The 15037-nt window shown below is 65.9% G+C and carries 18 protein-coding genes; 2 read left to right on the top strand and 16 right to left on the bottom strand.

The features are described 5' to 3' along the window. Positions 1-2 precede the first annotated feature (2 nt). The 12 genes from FFS49_RS10235 to FFS49_RS10180 all read right to left on the bottom strand — a co-directional run bounded on the left by FFS49_RS10235 (position 3) and on the right by FFS49_RS10180 (position 9658). Positions 3-1055, bottom strand: coding sequence for a MucB/RseB C-terminal domain-containing protein (locus FFS49_RS10235; RefSeq protein ID WP_039348382.1), 1053 nt, complete (start codon positions 1053-1055; stop codon positions 3-5). Between the two features lie 5 nt (positions 1056-1060). Further along, a complete protein-coding gene (locus FFS49_RS10230) occupies positions 1061-1678 on the bottom strand; it encodes a sigma-E factor negative regulatory protein (RefSeq protein WP_027788009.1) in 618 nt (205 codons plus the stop codon). A gap of 86 nt (positions 1679-1764) precedes the next feature. After that, positions 1765-2364, bottom strand: coding sequence for an RNA polymerase sigma factor RpoE (rpoE, locus tag FFS49_RS10225; RefSeq protein ID WP_006490873.1), 600 nt, complete (start codon positions 2362-2364; stop codon positions 1765-1767). A gap of 91 nt (positions 2365-2455) precedes the next feature. Continuing rightward, a complete protein-coding gene (locus FFS49_RS10220) occupies positions 2456-2920 on the bottom strand; it encodes a hypothetical protein (protein WP_039348392.1) in 465 nt (154 codons plus the stop codon). Between the two features lie 12 nt (positions 2921-2932). After that, positions 2933-4165, bottom strand: coding sequence for a beta-ketoacyl-ACP synthase II (gene fabF, locus FFS49_RS10215; protein ID WP_039348395.1), 1233 nt, complete (start codon positions 4163-4165; stop codon positions 2933-2935). 167 nt (positions 4166-4332) lie between these two features. After that, positions 4333-4572 carry an acyl carrier protein gene (acpP, locus tag FFS49_RS10210; RefSeq protein ID WP_004197638.1) on the bottom strand — a complete coding sequence of 80 codons (240 nt, stop codon included), beginning with the start codon at positions 4570-4572 and terminating at the stop codon, positions 4333-4335. 144 nt (positions 4573-4716) lie between these two features. After that, the gene (fabG, locus tag FFS49_RS10205) at positions 4717-5466 is read right to left on the bottom strand and encodes a 3-oxoacyl-ACP reductase FabG (protein ID WP_006476504.1); all 750 of its coding nucleotides are present in this window, start codon (positions 5464-5466) and stop codon (positions 4717-4719) included. Positions 5467-5502: 36 nt separating this feature from the next. After that, entirely contained in the window at positions 5503-6435 is a 933-nt protein-coding gene (fabD, locus tag FFS49_RS10200) for an ACP S-malonyltransferase (RefSeq protein ID WP_039348400.1), read from the bottom strand. Positions 6436-6518: 83 nt separating this feature from the next. Then, complete coding sequence (locus FFS49_RS10195; protein ID WP_039348403.1) at positions 6519-7508, bottom strand: beta-ketoacyl-ACP synthase III; 990 nt, start codon at positions 7506-7508, stop codon at positions 6519-6521. Beyond that, positions 7509-8615, bottom strand: a complete 1107-nt coding sequence (gene plsX / locus FFS49_RS10190) for a phosphate acyltransferase PlsX (RefSeq protein ID WP_039348406.1) — start codon at positions 8613-8615, stop codon at positions 7509-7511. A 129-nt stretch (positions 8616-8744) separates the two neighbouring features. Continuing rightward, complete coding sequence (gene rpmF, locus FFS49_RS10185; protein ID WP_006051932.1) at positions 8745-8924, bottom strand: 50S ribosomal protein L32; 180 nt, start codon at positions 8922-8924, stop codon at positions 8745-8747. A gap of 98 nt (positions 8925-9022) precedes the next feature. After that, on the bottom strand, positions 9023-9658 hold the full coding sequence (locus FFS49_RS10180; RefSeq protein WP_105816304.1) for a DUF177 domain-containing protein: 636 nt from the start codon (positions 9656-9658) through the stop codon (positions 9023-9025). Between the two features lie 220 nt (positions 9659-9878). On the opposite strand from FFS49_RS10180, the gene FFS49_RS10175 reads away from it, so the two are divergent. Both FFS49_RS10175 and FFS49_RS10170 read left to right on the top strand, forming a co-directional pair. Next, positions 9879-10511: a Maf-like protein gene (locus FFS49_RS10175; RefSeq protein WP_105816305.1), complete on the top strand. Its 633-nt coding sequence runs from the start codon at positions 9879-9881 to the stop codon at positions 10509-10511. Beyond that, positions 10508-11230 (top strand): SAM-dependent methyltransferase, encoded by a 723-nt coding sequence (locus FFS49_RS10170; protein ID WP_039348425.1) that lies wholly within the window; start codon positions 10508-10510, stop codon positions 11228-11230. Before FFS49_RS10175 ends, FFS49_RS10170 begins: the two co-directional genes overlap by 4 nt. A 57-nt stretch (positions 11231-11287) precedes the next feature. Here the strand turns inward: FFS49_RS10170 and FFS49_RS10165 are convergent, their stop codons facing one another. From FFS49_RS10165 to FFS49_RS10150, 4 genes are read right to left on the bottom strand one after another with little or no spacing between them, the layout of a single operon-like run. Continuing rightward, positions 11288-12280: a S49 family peptidase gene (locus FFS49_RS10165; protein ID WP_039348427.1), complete on the bottom strand. Its 993-nt coding sequence runs from the start codon at positions 12278-12280 to the stop codon at positions 11288-11290. A 12-nt stretch (positions 12281-12292) separates the two neighbouring features. After that, the gene (locus tag FFS49_RS10160) at positions 12293-12694 is read right to left on the bottom strand and encodes a Rieske 2Fe-2S domain-containing protein (RefSeq protein ID WP_039348429.1); all 402 of its coding nucleotides are present in this window, start codon (positions 12692-12694) and stop codon (positions 12293-12295) included. Beyond that, the gene (locus tag FFS49_RS10155; protein ID WP_039348431.1) at positions 12691-13350 is read right to left on the bottom strand and encodes an HAD-IA family hydrolase; all 660 of its coding nucleotides are present in this window, start codon (positions 13348-13350) and stop codon (positions 12691-12693) included. The genes FFS49_RS10160 and FFS49_RS10155 overlap by 4 nt, the downstream gene beginning before the upstream one ends. Before the next feature lie 5 nt (positions 13351-13355). Further along, positions 13356-14360, bottom strand: a complete 1005-nt coding sequence (locus FFS49_RS10150; RefSeq protein WP_039348433.1) for an RluA family pseudouridine synthase — start codon at positions 14358-14360, stop codon at positions 13356-13358. Between the last annotated feature and the right edge of the window lie 677 nt (positions 14361-15037).

The raw sequence follows: 15037 nt of genomic DNA, 5'->3' as shown, positions 1-15037 counted from the left end.
CGTTACTTGGAAGCCTTGTATTCTATGGCAGACGCGAACTGTTGCAACGTAGCCGGCGGCACTTCGCCGAGCACGGTGATCCAGTAGTCGCCGCGGCGCTTCACGAGAACGTTCGTTGCACCGGTGCTGCCCGCGCCTTCCTTGCGCGTGTTCTTTTCGGCCGGCTCGATGAAAACCGAGATCGTCGCGAGACCGTCGGTGAAGACGGCCTGATCGACCGGGATCGGCGGCTCGCCCGCGTCACGCGCGGCCATCGGCCGGCGCACTTCGCGAATCTTCTGGAAACCGGCCACGCTCGGGGCGAGCTGCCAGCCTTGCGCTTCCATGTCGACCGTCGCGACCGGCGGCCGTACCACCGTCCAGCCGTTCAGGTTGCGCATGCCGGCCGCGATTGCGGCCTTGTCGCCGCTTGCACCGCCCGTCTGCAGTTGCGAAAACGCGATCTGCTCGAGCACGTGATCGTTCGCATCGAGCGTCTGCGAGCGCAGCAGCAGCCCGGTGCGCGCGTCGGCCCACAGCTTGTACGTGAAGCGGTACGCATCCTTCGGCACGAGCTCGACCACCTGCGCGTCGATTCCCGCCACGCGGTCCTTGCCGAGCGACTTCGCGTCGTAGACGGACATCACGTGCTCGCCGCTCGCGCCGAGCAGCGCGGGGAACGAGTCGCGCGTCTGGCGGCGCTCGACCACGCACAGCTTGCGCTCGGGCACGAACGTGTACAGCTCGTCGTTGTGCCGCAGCAGCTTGCGCGGCTTGCCGTCGAGCGTCTCGATACGCTCGAACTCGCCGTCGCGGGACGCGACGTGCGCGATGCGCGACGACTGCACATACCCGCCGCGCTGGTAGACGAACGTGCCTTCGTAGCTCTGCTGCTGCGCCGCTTGCTGGACACGGTCGAGCCAGTCGGCGGCACCCTTGCGGGTCGCGACGGGATCGTCCGGTTGCTGGGCGCTGGCAGGAAGTGATTGAACGGACAACAGGGCGGCTGCGCAAAGCAGGAGGGCCGGCAACCGCTTCCATCCGGAGATGGCGTGATTCAACTGCAATGTCCGCATCGGGTTTATTGGCCTGGCGTGGTGGTCACGGCAGCGCGGATCAGCGGCATCGAACCCGTGACGACGGGCTGCTGCGCGAATTGCTGGTGCGCTTCAAGATATTGGTCGAGGCTGGCGTCGCGGATGATGTTGACGTCCTGCAGGCCCGGCTGGGCCGATGCCTGCGCAACCGTCACGCGCTGCAGGTTGCCGCCTTGCGGCGCACCGGCCGACGCGACCTGGACGGCGCCCGGGGCACCGGCCGTCTGCATTTGCGGGACGACGATCCACGTCAGCGTGGCCGCCGCGGCAGCGACCGCGAACGCGGGCACGACGCGCCGGCGCAGCGACAGCAGCTTGCGCGCGACGGGTGCGGCTGCCGGCGCGAGCAGGTGCGGCTCGCTTTCGAGCGCAGCCGACATGCGCGCGGTGAACGCAACGCTCAGCGCAGGCGACAGCGCGAGCTCGTCCGAGCGCAGCGCATCGCCGATCAGGTGGTAATGGGCCCACGCAGCGCGATCCGCGCGGTTGAGCTCAGCCAGAAACTGCCCGTTGTCCGGGCCATCGAACATTTCGCCGTCGACCAGCGCGGAAAGGCGCTCGCCGCGCGAGCACGCCTGCGACTGCGTATTGACCGACCCCATGATGCTCCCCATCTTGCACACCCCGTCGTAACTTCACGACTCTAACCGTAACTAGACCCCGACCCGCGTCGCTCCGCCTGTCGCGCTTACCAGCGCTTGCCTTCGGGCGTATCGAGCAGCGGACGCAATTTGGCAGCGATTGCCTCGCGTGCGCGGAAGATCCGCGACCGGACCGTCCCGATCGGACAGCCCATCATTTCCGCGATCTCTTCGTAGCTCAGGCCCTCGATCTCGCGCAGCGTAATTGCCTGGCGCAGTTCTTCGGGCAGCAAAGCCATGGCAGCGTTGACCGTCTCGGCAATCTGCTTGCTCATCAACATCGACTCAGGCGTGTTGATATCCCTTAGTTGGTCTGCGTCGGAGAAAGTTTCCGCTTCCTCCGCATCGGCCTCGGTCGAGGTCGGCGCCCGGCGGCCTTGCGTCGCAAGGTAGTTCTTCGCCGTGTTGACGGCAATTCGGTACAACCACGTATAGAACGCCGATTCGCCGCGGAATTGCGGCAGCGCACGATACGCCTTGATGAACGCGTCCTGGGCCACATCCTCGACCTCGGCGGGATCCCGCACGAGGCGCGAGATCAGCCGAATGATCTTGCGGTGGTATTTGGAGACCAGGAGTTCGAACGCTGCCTTGTCGCCCTTCTGTACGCGCTCGACCAGAGCCTGATCGATTTCTTTTTCACTCACCTGACAAATCCGTTAACTAGGGATGCAACGCGGAGCGCTATTGTAGCGTTCCCGCGCCGGCCGCTGGTTACGGTAGGTAACCGTGCCGCCGTCAAACCCGCCCCGCCGCGCCCGCCGTTCTCGCCAGCACGGAAAGCGCGCTGAACGATGCGGCGTCGAGCGCATCGGCCGGAATCAGCAGCGGCCGGGCCCGCCGGGCGCCCTGCCCGACCGACAGCACCAGCAGCAGGCTGCTCCAGTGCGCATGACCCGTCACGCGGCCGCGGGCCAGCAGGCGCCCGGTGCGGCCAAACGCCGCGACTTCCCCGAAGGCGTCGATCTGCAACTCGGCCGGCAGCCGGCGGGCACAGGCCCGCGCCGCACACACGGCCAGCAGCGCGGCCGTCACGGCCGACACGCCTGCGCCGGCGGTAGCGCCCGCGCGCGGCGCCCAGAACAGGTAGGCCGACGCGGTAGCCGAAGCGACGAACACGGCCAGCACGAGATACGACACGGCCGAGGCCCGCAACGCAAAGCGCTGCGGACGCCCGGCCGGAGCATCGAATGGACTCGTCAAGCGATTGCGGCGTCAGACGCGCTTGAACACCAGCGTGCCGTTGGTACCGCCGAAGCCGAAGTTGTTCTTCACGGCAACGTCGATCTTCATGTCACGCGCGGTATTCGCGCAGTAGTCGAGATCGCACTCCGGGTCCTGGTTGAAGATGTTGATGGTCGGCGGCGACACGTTGTTGTGCAGCGCCAGCACCGTGAACACCGATTCGAGGCCGCCCGCGCCGCCCAGCAGGTGGCCCGTCATCGACTTCGTCGAGTTCACGACGATCTTGTACGCATGCTCGCCGAAGGCCGCCTTCACCGCGTCGGACTCGTTCTTGTCGCCCAGCGGCGTCGACGTGCCGTGCGCGTTCAGGTACTGGACCTCGTCCGGGTTCACGCCGGCGTCGCGCAGTGCCGCGACCATGCAGCGGCGCGGGCCGTCCATGTTCGGCGCGGTCATGTGGTACGCGTCGCCCGTCATGCCGAAGCCCGAGACTTCCGCGTAGATCTTCGCACCGCGTGCCTTCGCCGCTTCGTACTCCTCGAGCACCATCACGCCGGCACCCTCGCCCAGCACGAAGCCGTCGCGGTCCTTGTCCCACGGACGCGACGCGGTGGCCGGATCGTCGTTGCGGGTCGACAGCGCGCGCGCGGCCGCGAAACCGCCGATGCCGAGCGGCGACACGGTCGATTCGGCGCCGCCCGCGACCATCACGTCGGCGTCGCCGGCCTGGATCAGGCGCGCTGCGAGGCCGATGCTGTGCAGGCCGGTCGTGCAAGCCGTGACAGCCGCGAGGTTCGGGCCTTTCAGCCCGAACATGATGCTCAGGTGACCCGAGATCATGTTGATGATCGAACCCGGCACGAAGAACGGCGAAATCCGGCGTGCGCCGCGATCGACGTAGGTCTGGTGGGTATCTTCGATCATCGGCAGGCCGCCGATGCCGGAACCGACCAGCACGCCGATGCGTTCCGCATTGGCTTCGTTCACTTCCAGCCCGCTGTCCTTGATGGCCTGGACGCCGGCGGCGATGCCGTAATGGATGAACGTATCCATGTTCCGGGCTTCCTTCGCCGGGATGTACTCCTCGGCGCTGAAACCCTTCACTTCACCCGCGAAATGGCAGGCGAGGTTCGACGCATCGAACTTCGTGACGGTGGCAATACCGGACTTGCCGGCGACGAGATTGGCCCAGCCGTCGGCAACATTATTGCCAACAGGCGAAATCAGCCCCAGGCCTGTAACAACAACACGACGGCGGCTCACGGTAACCTCTTTTCCATTATTGGATGACAAAAACAAAAGCCACAGTGGCCACAGGAACCAGCCCTGCGAGCCCTGTGGCTGTTAGTCCGTCCGGCGCGAAGCCGGCAGGATGGCGCGTCAATCGCGAAGATCGCGGCGACGTGGCGGACAAGCGCGAAAGGCGCTCGTTACGCCTTGACGTTTGCGCGAGCGTAGTCGATCGCTTGCTGAACGGTCGTGATCTTCTCTGCTTCTTCGTCCGGGATTTCCATGCCGAACTCGTCTTCCAGAGCCATCACCAGTTCGACGGTGTCGAGCGAGTCGGCGCCCAGGTCGTTCACGAACGAAGCTTCGTTCTTGATCTCGGCTTCCGCGACGCCCAGTTGTTCAGCGACGATCTTCTTGACACGTTGTTCGATGTTGTCCATTACCCCTCCGAGGGAAAGTTCAGATTTACAAGTGCGCGCATTTTATCAGGTTTGCTGACGCCAAAACGCGCGTTGGCTTGATGGTCGATCAAGCGCCGATCCGCCTGAAAAACGGGATACGGCGCGGATGGTAAACGAAAATCGTTACGACATGTACATGCCGCCGTTCACGTGCAGCGTCGTACCGGTGATGTAACCGGCTTGCGGCGATGCGAGGAACGCGACGGCATGGGCGATGTCTTCCGGGCTGCCGAGGCGGCCGAGCGGAATCTGGGTCTTGAGCGCGGCCTGCTGTTCTTCCGGCAGCGTCTTCGTCATGTCGGTGTCGATGAAGCCCGGCGCCACGCAGTTCACGGTGATGCCGCGGCTGCCGATTTCACGCGCAAGCGCACGCGTCATGCCCGCCACACCGGCCTTGGCGGCCGCGTAGTTGACCTGGCCCGGGTTGCCGGCCGAGCCGACCACCGACGTGATGTTGATGATGCGGCCGCCACGCGCCTTCATCATCGGGCGCAGCACCGCGCGCGACAGGCGGAACACCGACTTCAGGTTGGTGTCGATCACCGCGTCCCAGTCCTCGTCCTTCATGCGCATCGCGAGCTGGTCCTGCGTGATGCCCGCGTTGTTGACGAGCACGTTCAGCGCGCCGAATTCCTTCACGGTCGCGTCGATCAGCGCCTCGGCGGCTGCCGCGTCGTTGACGTTCAGCACCGCGCCGCGGCCCGTGACGCCCGCTTCCGCGAACGCTGCGGTAATCGCAGCGGCGCCCGATTCGCTCGTCGCCGTGCCGATCACCGTCGCACCCAGGCGCGCGAGTTCGAGCGCGATCGAGCGGCCGATGCCGCGCGATGCGCCCGTGACGATCGCAACCTGTTTATCGAGAGTCTTGTCCATGAATCGAATATCCGTCTCTTGAGAAAAGGCGCCGCGTCAGGCGGTCACCAGCTTGAGTGCTTCGTCGAGCGAAGCCGGATCGAATACCGACGCGCCCGTCAGGTTGCCGTCGATGCGCTTCGTCAGGCCGGTGAGCACCTTGCCCGGACCACATTCGATCACGTGCGTGACGCCCGTGCCCGCGATGTGCTGCACGCACTCGACCCAGCGCACCGGGCCCGCGGCCTGGCGCACCAGCGCATCCTTGATCGCAGCCGGATCGCTGACCACGGCGACGTCGATGTTGTTGACGACCGGAATCTGCGGCGCCTTGACGTCGACGTTCGCAAGATAGTCGCGCAGCTGGTCCGACGCCGGCTTGAGCAGCGACGAATGGAACGGCGCCGACACCGGCAGCGGCAGTGCGCGCTTCGCGCCCTTCGCCTTCGCGATCTCGCAGGCCTTTTCGACTGCGGCCTTGTTGCCTGCGATAACGACCTGTGCGGGTGCATTGAAGTTCACCGCTTCGACGACGCCCGCTTCCGCGGCTTCGGCGCAGACCGCGCGCACCGTGTCGTCGTCGAGGCCCAGGATCGCGGCCATGCCGCCCTGGCCGACCGGCACGGCCGTCTGCATCGCCTGCGCACGGAAGCGCACGAGCGGCACCGCGTCCTTGAACGCGAGCGCGCCTGCAGCGACGAGCGCCGTGTATTCACCGAGGCTGTGGCCGGCGACGATCGCCGGCGCCGGGCCGCCCGCCTGCTGCCACGCGCGATAGCACGCATAGGCTGCGGTCAGCATCACGGGCTGCGTGTTGGTGGTGAGGTTCAGCTCTTCGGCCGGGCCTTCGGCGATCAGCTTGCCGAGATCCTGATTGAGTGCATCGGACGCTTCCTGGAGCGTCTCGCGCACGACGGCCAGATCGGCGAATGCATTGAGCATGCCGACCGCCTGCGAGCCCTGCCCCGGAAATACGAATGCAAATTTCATATCGTCCCCAATTGAATCGATTCGGACGGCGCGCGCGAATGGCGCGCCGATGGGATCCGCGCGCAGCAGTCGCGCGCCGCGGATCAGTAGCGGAAGACCGACGCGCCCCAGGTGAAGCCGCCGCCGACGCCTTCGATCAGCACGTGCTGGCCGCGCTGGATACGACCGTCGCGCACCGCGGCGTCGAGCGCCAGCGGGATCGACGCCGCCGACGTGTTGCCGTGCTGGTCGACCGTCACGACCATGCGCTCCTGCGGCAGGCCGAGCTTGCGGCAGGTGCTGGTCATGATGCGGATGTTGGCCTGGTGCGGAATCAGCCAGTCGATCTGCTCGGGCGCGAGATTCGCCTTCGCGAGCGCCTCGATCGCAACCTTCTCGAGCACGTTGACCGCGAGCTTGAACACGGCCTGCCCGTCCATGTGCAGGAACGCGCTGCCCTCGATCACGCCGCGATTGACGTTGCCCGGCGTGCAGAGGATGTTCGAATAGCTGCCGTCCGCATGCAGCGCGCTGCCGAGCACGCCCGGCTCTTCCGATGCGGACAGGATCACGGCGCCCGCGCCGTCGCCGAACAGCACGCAGGTCGTGCGGTCCTTGAAATCGAGAATGCGCGAGAACGTCTCCGCACCGACGACGAGCGCCGTGCGGTGCTGGCCGCTGCGGATGAAGCTGTCGGCCGTCGCCACCGCGTACGCGAAGCCCGAACACACCGCCTGCACGTCGAATGCCGCGCCGCCGTTCTTGATGCCGAGCTTGTTCTGCAACAGGCACGCGGTGCTCGGGAACACGAAATCGGGGGTCGAAGTCGCGACGATGATCAGGTCGATCGACTGCGGATCGATGCCGGCGGCTTCAATCGCGCGACGCGACGCCTCGAGCGCGAGGTCGCTGGTCGTGACGTCAGGTGCGGCGAAATGGCGCGCATGGATACCCGTGCGCGCAACGATCCATTCATCGCTCGTCTCGATGCCTTCCTTCGCAAGACGATCGGTCAACTGCTGGTTCGTGACGCGGTCAGGCGGCAGATAGCTGCCCGTGCCGAGCACGCGGGAATAGAGAGTCGATTGGGCCATTTATGCTTTAGAGGATTGCGCAGCGGAAGGTTCGGCGTGATGGCCTGCGGCAGGGCTTGCATGGCCCGCACCGCCCGCGTCGTGTTCGCCTTCGCCGAGCGACACTGAATTATCCGCCATCGCGCGCGCGAGGCGCTCCAGCACGCCGTTTTTGACGGCATCATACCCGCGTTTGATCGCCCACTCAAACGCGTAGGCATCGGCCGAACCGTGGCTCTTGATCACGAGGCTTTTCAGCCCCAGCAGCGCCGCGCCATTGTACTGGCGGTGGTCGACGCGCTTCTTGAACCGCATCAGGACGGGCAGCGCGAGCAGCGCCATCAGCTTCGACATCAGCGAACGGCCGAACTCCTCGCGGATGATGTCCGACAGCATCTGTGCGAGCCCCTCGGACGTCTTCAGCGCGACGTTGCCGACGAAGCCGTCGCACACGATCACGTCGACCGTGCCCTTGTAGATGTCGTTGCCTTCGACGTTGCCGCGGAAATTGAGCGTGCTGGCGCGCAGCAGTTCGCCTGCGCGCTTGATCGTCTCGTTGCCCTTGATCACCTCTTCGCCGATGTTCAGCAGGCCGATCGTCGGACGCTCCTTGCCTTCGAGCGCCGCCACGAGTGCGTGCCCCATTTCCGCGAACTGCAGCAGGTGCTGCGGTTCGCAGTCGACGTTCGCGCCAAGGTCCAGCATCATCGTGTAGCCGGTCGGGTTCGGCAGTGCGAACGCGATCGCGGGCCGCTCGATGCCGGGCAGCGTCTTGAGTACGTAACGGGAAACGGCCATCAGCGCGCCGGTGTTGCCGGCGGAGATGCAGGCCTGCGCCGCGCCTTCCTTGACGTGGTTGAGTGCGACGCGCATCGAAGAATCCTTCTTCTTGCGCAGCGCCACTTCGACCGGGTCGTCCATCGCCACGACTTCGGTGGCGGGAACGATGGTCAGCGCGGGATCGTCGAGGGCTTTCAGCTTTTTCAGCTGAGCGCGGATCGCGCTTTCGATGCCGACGAGCATCAGGTGCGCATCGGGATGCGCGCGGACGAACTTGACTGCCGCGGGAACGGTCACGGACGGGCCGTGGTCGCCTCCCATGCAATCGATTGTGAGCTTTACGGTCATGGAATGCGACGAATTTCAGGCACAAAAAAGCGGCAGTTGAATGCCGCCTTTTTGTTGAGCCAGGAAAGTGTCAAGCGAACCAGTTGTCACGCGAACGGCAAGCGTAGCGCGCAACGCGTGACTTGACGCTTAGTCGTTCTTCGTCTTGACGACTTTCTTGCCGCGGTAGTAGCCGTTCGGGCTGACGTGGTGACGCAGGTGCACTTCACCCGTGCTCGGCTCGACTGCCAGCGGCGCTGCCGTCAGGAAATCGTGCGAACGATGCATGCCGCGCTTCGACGGCGACTTCTTGTTTTGCTGGACTGCCATGACTAACTCCTAAATAATTTTCCGGATTCTAACACAGCCCGATCCGGCGCTTAACTACCCTGGCCCAAAGCCTTTACGCCTTCCCGCGCCACAACTGCTTAGTGTTTCTTGGTGCCGTCACCGTCCTTCTTCAGCGCTTCCAGCGCTGCGAACGGATTCGGCCGTTTGCCTTCGTCCGCGGCTTCGCCGGACTCTTCGTCCGCCTCTTCCACAGGACCGCTCGCACCCGACACGAGGCTTTCGTGAACTGCCGGGCAAACCTCGTGCTTGGGCACGAGCGGCAACGAAAGCAGCAATTCCTCTTCGATCAAGTCGACGAGATCGAACTGGCGTGAGCCCACGATCACATCGGCTTCATCGTCGTCGAGCGGAAATTCTTCAGCTTCTTCTTCGGTCGCGACGACCCGGTACGTCATGTCGACGTCGAACGCCTGGTCGTACGGGGTCATGCAGCGCTGGCACGTGAGCCACGCCTGGCCGTGCACCGCAAGGCGCAGATACGGCTGCTGCCCATCGGCGCCGTCGTCCTGCAACTCCTTCTGGGTGAACCCTTCCGCCTGCCATGTGAAGACCGTGTCGCGATCTGGCGCGTCCGCAGGCACTTCGTTTAACATGCGCGGCAGTTGCGAGAGGCGCACCGCACCTGCTGCCTGCCGCCCGCTGCGGGCGAACTCGAACAGGTCGATCGCATGCGGATCAAGCGCCGCAGCCGGTTTGCCAGAAGAAGTGTTCATGTGCGCTCCTGCCTACAGGCTGACTTGCGGATCCGGCTTGGTACCGCTCGCGTACGGCTCATCCGCGGATGACGTACTTTACTTCCGAAGACCCGGCAGGCGCCACCACAACGGAAGCCTGCCGACGAAAAGCGGGAAAGCATACCTGTTTTACCTTTTGCGGTCAATCACTTAAGCTTGCGTCCGCACAACACCCGACGACTCACCGATCCAACCGACCATGCCGGATACCGCTTGCCGCCCACCGCGGCTGATTCTTGCCTCCAGTTCACGCTACCGCCGCGCGCTCCTCGAGCGCCTCGGCATCCCCTTCGACGTCGTGTCGCCCGACCTCGACGAAACCCCGCACGACGGCGAAACGCCGGCCGCGACCGCGCTGCGGCTCGCCGGCGCGAAAGCGCGCGCCGTCGCCGCCACCATCGACGCACCGGACGGCGTGCTCGTGATCGGGTCGGACCAGGTCGCGACCTTCGACGGGCTCCAGATCGGCAAGCCCGGCACCCATGAGCGCGCGCTCGCGCAACTCGTGTCGATGCAGGGCCGCGAAGTCGAATTCCACAGCGCGCTGTGCCTGTACGACAGCCGGACGGGTGAAGCGCAGGTCGAGGACATCGTCACGCGCGTGCGTTTCCGCTCGCTGCCCGAGGCCGAACTCGACGCGTACCTGCGCGCCGAAACGCCGTACGACGTCGCCGGCAGCGCGAAGTCCGAAGGGCTCGGCATCGCACTGCTCGACGCGATCGACTCGAACGATCCGACCGCGCTCGTCGGCCTGCCGCTGATCGCGCTCACGCGCATGCTGCGCGCCGCCGACTATCCGTTGTTTGCAACCACCCGTGGAGACCGCGCATGACCGCCGGCACGCTTTACCTCGTCCCGAACACGCTCGGCGAAGGCGACGAATCGATGCTCGCGGCCGTCCTGCCCGCGGCCGTGCAGGCGCGCGCCGGCACGCTCGGTTATTACATCGGCGAGAACGCGAAGACGACGCGTGCGTTTCTGAAGAAGATCGGCACCACACGCCCGATCCAGGAAATCGAGATCAGCGAACTGAACGTCAACACGCCGGCCGGCGCCATCGACCGGCTGCTCGCGCCCGTGCTGGCAGGCGCGGACGCCGGCCTCGTGTCCGAAGCCGGCTGCCCGGCCGTCGCCGATCCCGGCGCCATGCTGGTGCGCCGCGCGCACGAGCGCGGCGTGAAAGTCGTACCGCTGGTCGGACCGAGTTCGATCCTGCTCGCACTGATGGCATCGGGCCTGAACGGCCAGAGCTTCGCGTTCAACGGCTACCTGCCGGTCGACGCGGCGGCGCGAGCGAAACGCCTGCGCGAACTCGAGCAACTGTCACGCAAGGCCCGCCAGACGCAGATCTTCATCGAAACGCCGTACCGGAATCAGGCGATGCTCGACACGCTCGTCGCGACCTGCGCGCCGTCGACGCAGATCTGCGTCGCAGCCGACCTGACCCTCGCGACGGAGACGATCGCGAGCCGGACCGTCACGGACTGGAAAAAGGCGCCTGCGCCGAATCTGCACAAGCGCCCTGCCATCTTCCTGCTGCTGGCGAACTGAACGCGGCAGGCGATCCGCCAGGCGAACGGCGGGCCATTCCGGCCCGCCCGCCTCCGGTCAGCGCAGGCTGACCGACGCGCCGCCGGTCGTCAGCGCCTTCATCGCGGCGCCGCCGACGGCCGCGCCGAACTTGCGCGCAACGCGGTTCGTCAGGCTTTCCTTCACCGTATAGTCGACGAGATCCGGCGCCTTCAGCACGTCGCGCGCGACCGTGTCGGTCGTACCGTAACCGTCCGCCAGCCCGAGCTCGACGCTCTTCTCGCCGGTCCAGAACAGGCCCGAGAACATGTCGGGCGTCTCGTGCAGCCGCTTGCCGCGGCCATCCTTCACAGCCTTGATGAACTGCGCGTGCACCTGGTCGAGCAATGCCTGCGCGTGCGCGTCCATCTTCGGCGTTTCCGGCGAGAACGGGTCGTAGAAGCCCTTGTTTTCGCCCGACGTATGCAGGCGCCGATCGACACCGAGCTTGCCCATCAGCCCGGTAAAGCCGAACCCGTCCATCAGCACGCCGATCGAGCCGACGATGCTCGCCTTGTCGACGAAGATCTTGTCGGCTGCAGACGCGATGTAATAGCCGCCCGATGCGCACATGTCGGTCACGACGACATACAGCGGCTTGTCCGGATGCTTCGCGCGCAGCCGGCGGATCTCGTCGTAGACCATCCCGGCCTGCACCGGGCTGCCGCCCGGACTATTGATCCGCAGCACGACACCGGCCGTGCCGTCGTCTTCGAACGCGGCGTCGAGCGCGGTGTTGATGTCGTCGGCGTTTGCGTTCACGCCGGCCGCGATCTCGCCGTCGATCGTCACGAGCGCCGTATGCCGCCCGCTCGACGAAAACTTCGAATCGCTCGAGAAATCGATCAGCGCGAACGCGAACAGCACGAACACGGCGAGAAACGCGAAGCGGAAGAAGATCTTCCAGCGCCGCGCCGCACGCTGCTCCTTGACGGCCGCGAGCGCGATCCGCTCGAGCGCCGCACGCTCCCAGTTCGGTTCACGGCTGTCGGGACGGGAGGAGGAATCCGGGGAATTCGGTTGGTCGGCCATGCAGGGTTGTCGTCAGTCGGTCGTGGCGGAAACAGCGGGACGCAGGTCGGCGTCGGGCACCCAGAATACCGCACGCCCGTCGGAGGTGTCGCGCTCGTCGACCTCGACCGGCCGCAGGCGGCCACCGCGGCACGGGCCGCCGACGCACTTGCCGGTGTTCGGCTCGTAGATCGCGCCATGTGTCGCGCACATCAGATAGAGGCCCGAGGATTCGAAGAACTGCCCTTCGGCCCAGTCGAGCTCCATCGGCACATGCGCGCAGCGATTCAGGTAACCGTATGCCTGGCCCTCGTAGCGCACGAAGAACACGACGGCCTGCTCGCCGCGCAGCGTCGCGTCGACGCGCACGCCGGCGCCGCCGTCGGCCAGTGCATCCGATGCGCACACGCGCACGGCGTCCGGCACCGCGCTCATGCGTGCTCCCGCAGCCACGCGGCCAGCGCGCCGACGTCCGGCGCGACGAAGCGCGGCGCGAGCGCAGCCAGTGCGTCGGCCGTGTGCGCGCCGTACGCGACGCCGACGCCAGCGGCCCCGGCACTCGCGGCCATCTGCAGGTCGTGCGTCGTGTCGCCGATCATCACGGTGCGCGACAGGTCCTGCCCCAATTCGCGGGACAGTTCGTGCAGCATCGCCGGATGCGGTTTCGAGAAGGTTTCGTCGGCGCAGCGCGTCGCATCGAACAGGCTCGTCAGCTTCGACTGGTCGAGCACGCGGTTCAACCCGACCCGGCCCTTGCCGGTAGCAACGGCCAGCAGATAGCCGGTGTCGCGCAGCTCGGCGAGCAGTTCGCGCACGCCGGCGAACAACTCGATGCGCTGGTCGTCGAGCAGATAGTGGTGGCGGTAGCGCTCGGCGAGCCGCGAATAGTCGGACGGATCGAGGGTCGGAGCCGTAATCTGCAGTGCATCGCGCAGGCCGAGGCCGATCACGTAGCGTGACGCCTCGTCGGACGGCGTGGGCAAGCCGAGATCGCGGCATGCGGCCTGGATGCTGTGCGCGATGTGCGCAGTCGAATCCATCAGCGTGCCGTCCCAGTCGAAGACGATCAGGTCAAATTGCTGTCGAGCCATGCGGTTCAGGCGGTATCGCGCAGTGCGCTGAGTTGATCGAGGAAGCGCCGGCATTCGTCCGGCAGCGGCGCATCGAACTGCAGCGCCTCGCCGGTCAGCGGATGGGCGAGCCGCAGCCGGTACGCATGCAGGAACATCCGTTTCAGCGACGGCTGCGCATTCGCGCGTGCCAGCGCCTTGTTCAGTGCGAAATCGCCATACTTGGCGTCGCCGGCGATCGGCAGGCCGAGATGCGCGAGGTGCACACGGATCTGATGGGTCCGACCCGTTTTGAGTTCCGCTTCGAGAAGCGCGTACTCGGGCCAAAGGTCGACGAGGTTGAACACCGTATGCGACGGCAGTCCGTCGTCCTGCACGCGCACGCGGCGCTCCCCTTCCGGGGTCGAATACTTGAACAGCGGCGCCTTCACCGCGCGGCGACGCCCCCAGTCGGACTGCCATTCACCGTGGACGCACGCGAAGTAGCGCTTGTCCATCTTGTTCTCGCGAATCTGTTCGTGCAGGCCCACGAGTGCCGTGCGCTTCTTCGCGAGCATCAGGATCCCGGAGGTCTCGCGGTCGAGCCGGTGCACGAGTTCGAGGAATTTAGCGCGCGGGCGCGCCTGACGCATCTGCTCGATCACGCCGAACGCGACGCCGCTGCCGCCGTGGACCGCCACCCCGGCCGGCTTGTTGATGACGAGCATCGCATCGTCCTCGAACAGCACGTCGAAGTGCGCGGGCGGCACGATGGTGGCTTCTGCCCGCGCGAGATCGGCGGCGGCCACGCGCACGGGCGGCACGCGGACGATGTCGCCGAACGCGAGCCGGTACTGCGCATCGACCCGGCCCTTATTCACGCGCACTTCGCCGCTGCGCAGGATCCGGTAAATATGGCTTTTCGGCACGCCTTTACAGACGCGCAACAGGAAGTTGTCGATACGCTGACCGGCCGAGTTTTCGTCGATCTCGATCATCGATACCTGGCCGCTTGCGACCGAATTCTGGGATATTTTGCCTAACTCGTTCATACTGAATATAATTTTGCCCAGCCAGACGTTGCGGGCGGCCTCACCGGCCGACCCGGATCAACCGGGCAAGGCGCAAGCGCAAACCGTTATTTTACTTGCGCCGGGGGTCTGCTGCTCGCCCCTAATCAAAGAGAAGCAGCAAGTTGCACGCACGGCGCCGCCCGTCGGCAAGGATCGCGCCCACAGGCGGATTCGGTCGGCAAGGCGCCGCGGTAACGGAAAGTTGGTTGAAAAGAATTTGATCGGCAGCCCGACGGCGCGAAGTGCGTCCGCGCAGGCTGCCGGTTGCGAAAATTACGGCGTTGCGCCCGATTTGGCTCCGCGAAGCGTGCGGGGCCTGGCGACGTCAAACCAGGGAAGTACACCCCAGGCGGGAAAGTCGGGCTGGATTCGATACTCCCCGCTGCGGCCCGAGCCGCAGCATCTGCCGCCCGTTGGCACGCGCGTCGCATGACGACGCGCCCCGCGGCAGTGCCCGGCCTCAGGCTTAGCGCGCTTTGACAGCGTGCGGTGTGTGGACGCCGTGCTTTGAAGCCGTGTTCGCAGGTGCCCTATGGCCGCCGGCCCCGTGTTTCGGGCCCAAGCGCCTCTTCAGGCAATTCTCCCCGCCATCGTTCCCGCTCCAGCGTGCTCGTGACAACACAACAAGGCGCGGCCTGCCGTCGTTCCCGCCCTCG

The organism is Burkholderia sp. 4NA327C6 (assembly GCF_005502655.1).
GTDB lineage: Bacteria > Pseudomonadota > Gammaproteobacteria > Burkholderiales > Burkholderiaceae > Burkholderia > Burkholderia contaminans.
The sequence above is the reverse complement of the archived record's forward strand: the minus strand, read 5'-3'. Positions and strand labels throughout refer to the sequence as shown.

Bases quoted from the DNA above. Each gene is read 5' to 3' on its own strand.
- FFS49_RS10235 (WP_039348382.1), bottom strand. From the start codon at position 1,055: ATGCGGACATTGCAGTTGAATCACGCCATCTCCGGATGGAAGCGGTTG.
- FFS49_RS10230 (WP_027788009.1), bottom strand. From the start codon at position 1,678: ATGGGGTCGGTCAATACGCAGTCGCAGGCGTGCTCGCGCGGCGAGCGC.
- acpP (WP_004197638.1), bottom strand. From the start codon at position 4,572: ATGGACAACATCGAACAACGTGTCAAGAAGATCGTCGCTGAACAACTG.
- fabG (WP_006476504.1), bottom strand. From the start codon at position 5,466: ATGGACAAGACTCTCGATAAACAGGTTGCGATCGTCACGGGCGCATCG.
- fabD (WP_039348400.1), bottom strand. From the start codon at position 6,435: ATGAAATTTGCATTCGTATTTCCGGGGCAGGGCTCGCAGGCGGTCGGC.
- FFS49_RS10195 (WP_039348403.1), bottom strand. From the start codon at position 7,508: ATGGCCCAATCGACTCTCTATTCCCGCGTGCTCGGCACGGGCAGCTAT.
- plsX (WP_039348406.1), bottom strand. From the start codon at position 8,615: ATGACCGTAAAGCTCACAATCGATTGCATGGGAGGCGACCACGGCCCG.
- rpmF (WP_006051932.1), bottom strand. From the start codon at position 8,924: ATGGCAGTCCAGCAAAACAAGAAGTCGCCGTCGAAGCGCGGCATGCAT.
- FFS49_RS10180 (WP_105816304.1), bottom strand. From the start codon at position 9,658: ATGAACACTTCTTCTGGCAAACCGGCTGCGGCGCTTGATCCGCATGCG.
- FFS49_RS10175 (WP_105816305.1), top strand. From the start codon at position 9,879: ATGCCGGATACCGCTTGCCGCCCACCGCGGCTGATTCTTGCCTCCAGT.
- FFS49_RS10170 (WP_039348425.1), top strand. From the start codon at position 10,508: ATGACCGCCGGCACGCTTTACCTCGTCCCGAACACGCTCGGCGAAGGC.
- FFS49_RS10165 (WP_039348427.1), bottom strand. From the start codon at position 12,280: ATGGCCGACCAACCGAATTCCCCGGATTCCTCCTCCCGTCCCGACAGC.
- FFS49_RS10160 (WP_039348429.1), bottom strand. From the start codon at position 12,694: ATGAGCGCGGTGCCGGACGCCGTGCGCGTGTGCGCATCGGATGCACTG.
- FFS49_RS10155 (WP_039348431.1), bottom strand. From the start codon at position 13,350: ATGGCTCGACAGCAATTTGACCTGATCGTCTTCGACTGGGACGGCACG.
- FFS49_RS10150 (WP_039348433.1), bottom strand. From the start codon at position 14,360: ATGAACGAGTTAGGCAAAATATCCCAGAATTCGGTCGCAAGCGGCCAG.